The sequence below is a fragment of the Microvirga sp. P4_G7 genome, assembly GCF_056401005.1.
Window position 1 is genome coordinate 1 of the sequence record NZ_JBFUKD010000283.1, and the last position, 4517, is coordinate 4517.

A 4517-nucleotide genomic window follows, 5' to 3' on the forward strand; every position below is an offset into this window, starting at 1 on the left:
CAGCAAGGCACGTCGGCGGTTCAGTCTCCAACATCATAACCCTGATGAGATGCTCAACCTTCATTCGTACCGGTGTATGCTGGAGCGTGAGCGTAGGTGCATCCGCGGAAGAAATCTGCGGACCCGATCCGGCCATTCTCACCCCAATTTATCCGATCCACCTCCGGCCTTCTGGTCCCAAGCTCGGCGCGCGCCCGGACGTCACCTTCACATTTGAAGGCCGCAAGCCATGCTCGGTCAATCGGTGCCGGATCGCCATTCGCTACGGCGGCAGCAAGAAACTGATCGCTGCGGTTCGGCTCATATCGGACGACATCACCTATTGCCGCAACCGCGATGCCTTCCGGCACCTGACGCCGATGGAAGGCGATGACGGGCCAGGGGATTGCCGAGGAGGAATCTTCTCGAGCTCTCGAACGGTCCGTTTTGGCGCGAGCAGCGGTCCGGCAGCGCCTGGAGTCGGAATGGAATGGCTTCAGAACAAGCGGCGGGGACGATACTCTGCGTTTGAATGCTTGGGGCCGTCATCCAGTGATTTTGATGTCTTTGAAGGACGCCTTAGACGATTTCGTACCGAAAATGGAAATTTACTACGAGTATACGAGTCAGTCGACGCAAAGAGTAAAAACTCCAACAAGCATCTGTATATACCTTATCGATGAGTGTTGTTTCACAAGGTTCCGGGAAGGTTGGAGCCTAGCGCGCGTTCTGGGGCATCAGAATTATCACATCCACGCTGACGGCACGCTGATTGATGCAGGCGGGCGCGCGTTCAACGCGACTCCCTGGCCCGGCGGTACGCCGTTCGATGCAGATTTTCAGCATGATTGGGTCGTGTCCCTCGACGGGCAATCCTTTGCGCCGTCATGGATCTGCGAACTTTTCGACGGTGACGATGCTGCGGCAGCGGTCAATGGCGACCCATTTCTCCCGCCCCCCCCGCGTACAGCACGGCCTCAATCGAAAAGAACGCCGACGGCTCGCAGCAATGCGTGTCGTGAACTAGTCCAGTCTCGAGTGCTCTGATAGCGTCACGAACGATTCTTCACCTCGATACGCCGCCTCAGAGAGTCTCCTCACTATGTCGCCAGCAAAGGCGCTCGGGCTTCGTCTTTCGGCCCTCCATGCTGCTGCCTTTCTCGGCCATGGTATTTATCTTCCGTTCTTTCCGGTTTGGCTCCAGAGCAAGGGGCTGAACCCTGCATTGATCGGTTTGATCGTTGCGATCCCCATCATCGTCAGGGTCTTTGCCGTCGCACCCTTGCTGACGCTGTCCGACAGGGGGCTGGGCACGCGGCAATTGCTGATCGCGTTCTATGTGGGCCAGCTCGTCGGATTTCCGCTTCTCGCACTCACGAGCGACGGCTTCGTCATCATGGCGATCGTGGCGGCCATTTCGATTGCGCAGGCCGCGGTGATTCCGGCCAATGATCTCGTCACCACCATCGAGGTCCAACGCCATCCCGGCCTGAATTACGGTCGGATCCGGGGCGCCGGATCGATAGCCTTTCTGGTCGCCAGCATCGCCGCGGGATATCTGGTCGGCCATTTCGGCGCGGATGTGGTGATCTGGGCGCTGACGATCATCCCGGCCGTCGGTATCGTCACGGTGTGGTGGGCCCTGCCGCAGGATGCGGTCCGCAAGCGCACAGAGAATACGGCGATCTCCTGCGCCGCGAGCCCRCCGAAGCTGCCGTTGGTCCTCATGTGCTCGATGTTGGCCGCGGCGCTGATCCAGAGCACGCACGGAGCGCTCAACGCCTTCGGCAGCATCTATTGGCAATCCKCAGGCTTCTCCGATGCGACGATCGGATATTTCTGGGCGGCGGGCGTCGTCGGCGAGATCATCGTGTTCGTCGTTCTGGGGCGGCTGGTGGGACACCAATCCGCCGGTCTGATCCTGTTGCTCGTCGGCGCCGTCTCAGCGATCGTCCGTTTCAGTGGCCTCGCCCTTCATCCGGGCCTCGCCGCGAGTTTCGTTCTGCAGACCATGCATGGCCTGACTTTCGGCGCGTCCCATCTCGGGGTCATGGCGTGCTTCGCCGCTTTCGCACCACTGGGCGCGCGCGGTCGGGCGCAAGGTCTCTACGGATCGATCGTGGCCCTGGCGACCGTTCTTGCGACTATCGCCAGCGGCGAGCTCTATCGGCTGGCCGGCGCCATGGTGTTCGCAGCCATGGTGCCGCTGGGAATTGCCGGATTGGTCCTGACGCTCGTGGCCCTTCGACTGCAGAAAAATCAGCCCCAGAGCGCGGGCTCGGGCGGATAGACCAGGCTCCCCTCGTACCGCAGGCCAGGATCGCGGTCGCGGGCGAGGAGAAGAGGGCCGTCGAGATCGACGAAGCGGGAGCGCGGGGCGAGCACCATCGCCGGCGCCATGGCGAGCGACGAGCCGACCATGCAGCCGATCATGATCGCAAGACCGCGCGCTTCAGCCGCCTCGGCCATCGCCAGGGCCTCGGTCAGGCCGCCAGTCTTGTCCAGTTTGATGTTGATGGCATCGTAGAGCCCGACGAGGCGATCGAGGGTCGTCCGGTCGTGGACGCTTTCATCGGCACAGATCGGCACCGGCCGCTCGATTTTGCCGAGAAATCCGTCTTCCTTCGCCGGGAGAGGCTGTTCGACGAGGGCAAATCCCGCCTCGGCGCAGGCGGCAAAATGAGCCGCGATATTGTCTTCCCGCCAACCCTCGTTCGCGTCGGCGATGAGGGTCGCTGCCGGGGCCGCTCGGCGGACGGCCTTGATGCGGGTGATGTCGCCGTCAGGCGCGCCGAGTTTGATCTTCAGAATGGGGCGATCGGCGGCTTTCGCGGTGGCCACGGCCATTTCTTCCGGCGTGCCGAGGCTGATCGTGTAGGCGGTCGTCGCCGCCGGCCAGCGGTTCACCCCGGCGGTCACGTGGGCGCGGATGCCCGAGCGTTTGGCGTCGAGATCCCAGAGGGCGCAGTCGAGAGCGTTGCGCGCGGCTCCCGGGGGCATCGCCGATTGGAGCGCCTCGCGGGTCAGGCCCTCGCTGATCTTCGGGGCCATCGCCTCGATTGCCGCAACGACACCTTCGACCGTTTCGCCGTATCGGGCGTAGGGCACGCATTCGCCGTGCCCGACCGCACCGCCATCGCGAATCGTCGCCGTCACGACGACGGCTTCCGTACGCGATCCGCGGGCGATGGTGAATTTGCCCGCGATCGGGAATTTGTCGACGGCGACAGTCAAATTGCAGCTCATATCGGATCATCCCCCTTAAACTTCGGCTCGACTTATGCCGCTGCGACACGGTATCACCAAGCGGAATCAGCGCCGAAGGGCGAAAGGTGAAGGGCGAAGGGGACGTGACGCGGAGCACCCTGACACAAGAACCGCAGGCCAAGTTCGACCGATCGGGCGACCGGACGACCGTCCATCTTTCCGGCTACTGGACGGCTGAGCACGCCGACCGGATCGAGACTCTCGCCGCCGAGATCATGGAGGCCGAGCCGCACCGTGTCATAATCGATCTGGGAGAGGTCAAGCGGCTCGATACGCTCGGGGCGTGGGTCATGGACCGGACCCGGCATGAATTGGGGGAGAAGGACGCCTCCGCCGACTTCGTGAATGTCAGCCCCGAACAGCAGATCCTGCTCAACGAGATCGCCTATCGCGGCTTTCAGGAAACGCCCCCGGTCCGCCACTCTCGTCTCGTCGATTTCCTGGTGGATATGGGAAAGTCGGTGAGCGAGGCGGGAAGCGACGTCGTCCGCGGCGTGGCGTTTCTCGGCGAGTTGGTCTCGGCGTTGTTGCGTCTTTTCGTCCAGCCGCGGCGCTTCCGACCGGCGGCGGTCGTCAATCAGCTCGAGCAGATCGCCTATCGCGGCGTTCCGATCATCGTGCTGATCTCTTTTCTCGTGGGTTGCATCATCGCCCAGCAGGGCATCTTTCAGCTCGTCAAATTCGGAGCGACGGCCTTCGTCGTCGATCTGACCGGCATCCTGGTGCTGCGTGAACTCGCCGTGCTCTTGACCTCGATCATGGTGGCGGGACGTTCGGGATCGGCATTCACGGCTGAAATCGGATCCATGAAGATGCGCGAGGAGATCGACGCGCTCCGGGTGATGGGTCTCGACCCGATCGAGGTGCTGATCGTACCGCGGGTCCTCGCCCTCGTGATCGCTCTGCCACTCCTGACATTCCTTTCCTCAATCGCCGCCCTGACCGGCGGCGGGGTCACCGCGCTGCTCTATGGCGGCATCAGCTACGAAGTCTACATCTCGCGATTGCAGGCGGCCGTCAGTCTCAACACGTTCTTGGTCGGCATGATCAAAGCGCCCTTCATGGCGCTGGTGATCGGCATCATCGCGACGCTCGAGGGCCTTGCCGTCGAGGGTTCGGCCGAATCGCTCGGCCGCCATGTCACGTCGTCGGTGGTCAAAGCCATCTTCATGGTGATCGTCCTCGACGGCCTGTTCGCCATGTTCTTCGCGGCGATTAAGTACTGACCATGCTGGATCAAAACCACCGCTCCAATCAACGCGACCGGGAGG

At 62.5% G+C, this 4517-nt stretch carries 4 protein-coding genes; 3 read left to right on the forward strand and 1 reads right to left on the reverse strand.

The window, feature by feature from the left end; genetic code table 11:
* Together AC1DT3_RS12845 and AC1DT3_RS12850 are read left to right on the forward strand one after the other, a co-directional pair.
* Positions 1–662 (forward strand): hypothetical protein (locus AC1DT3_RS12845; protein WP_477465640.1); only part of this gene is annotated, 662 nt, incomplete at its 5' end.
* 419 nt (positions 663–1081) lie between these two features.
* The gene (locus AC1DT3_RS12850) at positions 1082–2269 is read left to right on the forward strand and encodes an MFS transporter (protein WP_477465641.1); all 1188 of its coding nucleotides are present in this window, start codon (positions 1082–1084) and stop codon (positions 2267–2269) included.
* Here AC1DT3_RS12850 and dgcA read toward each other — a convergent pair.
* Positions 2239–3225 (reverse strand): N-acetyl-D-Glu racemase DgcA, encoded by a 987-nt coding sequence (dgcA, locus tag AC1DT3_RS12855; RefSeq protein ID WP_477465642.1) that lies wholly within the window; start codon positions 3223–3225, stop codon positions 2239–2241. The two genes, AC1DT3_RS12850 and dgcA, sit on opposite strands and share 31 nt — an antisense overlap.
* Positions 3226–3329: 104 nt before the next feature.
* On the opposite strand from dgcA, the gene AC1DT3_RS12860 reads away from it, so the two are divergent.
* On the forward strand, positions 3330–4472 hold the full coding sequence (locus AC1DT3_RS12860) for an MlaE family lipid ABC transporter permease subunit (RefSeq protein WP_477465643.1): 1143 nt from the start codon (positions 3330–3332) through the stop codon (positions 4470–4472).
* Positions 4473–4517 lie beyond the last annotated feature (45 nt).

Coding starts and splice junctions, on each gene's coding strand:
- dgcA (WP_477465642.1), bottom strand. CDS start 3,225: ATGAGCTGCAATTTGACTGTCGCCGTCGACAAATTCCCGATCGCGGGC.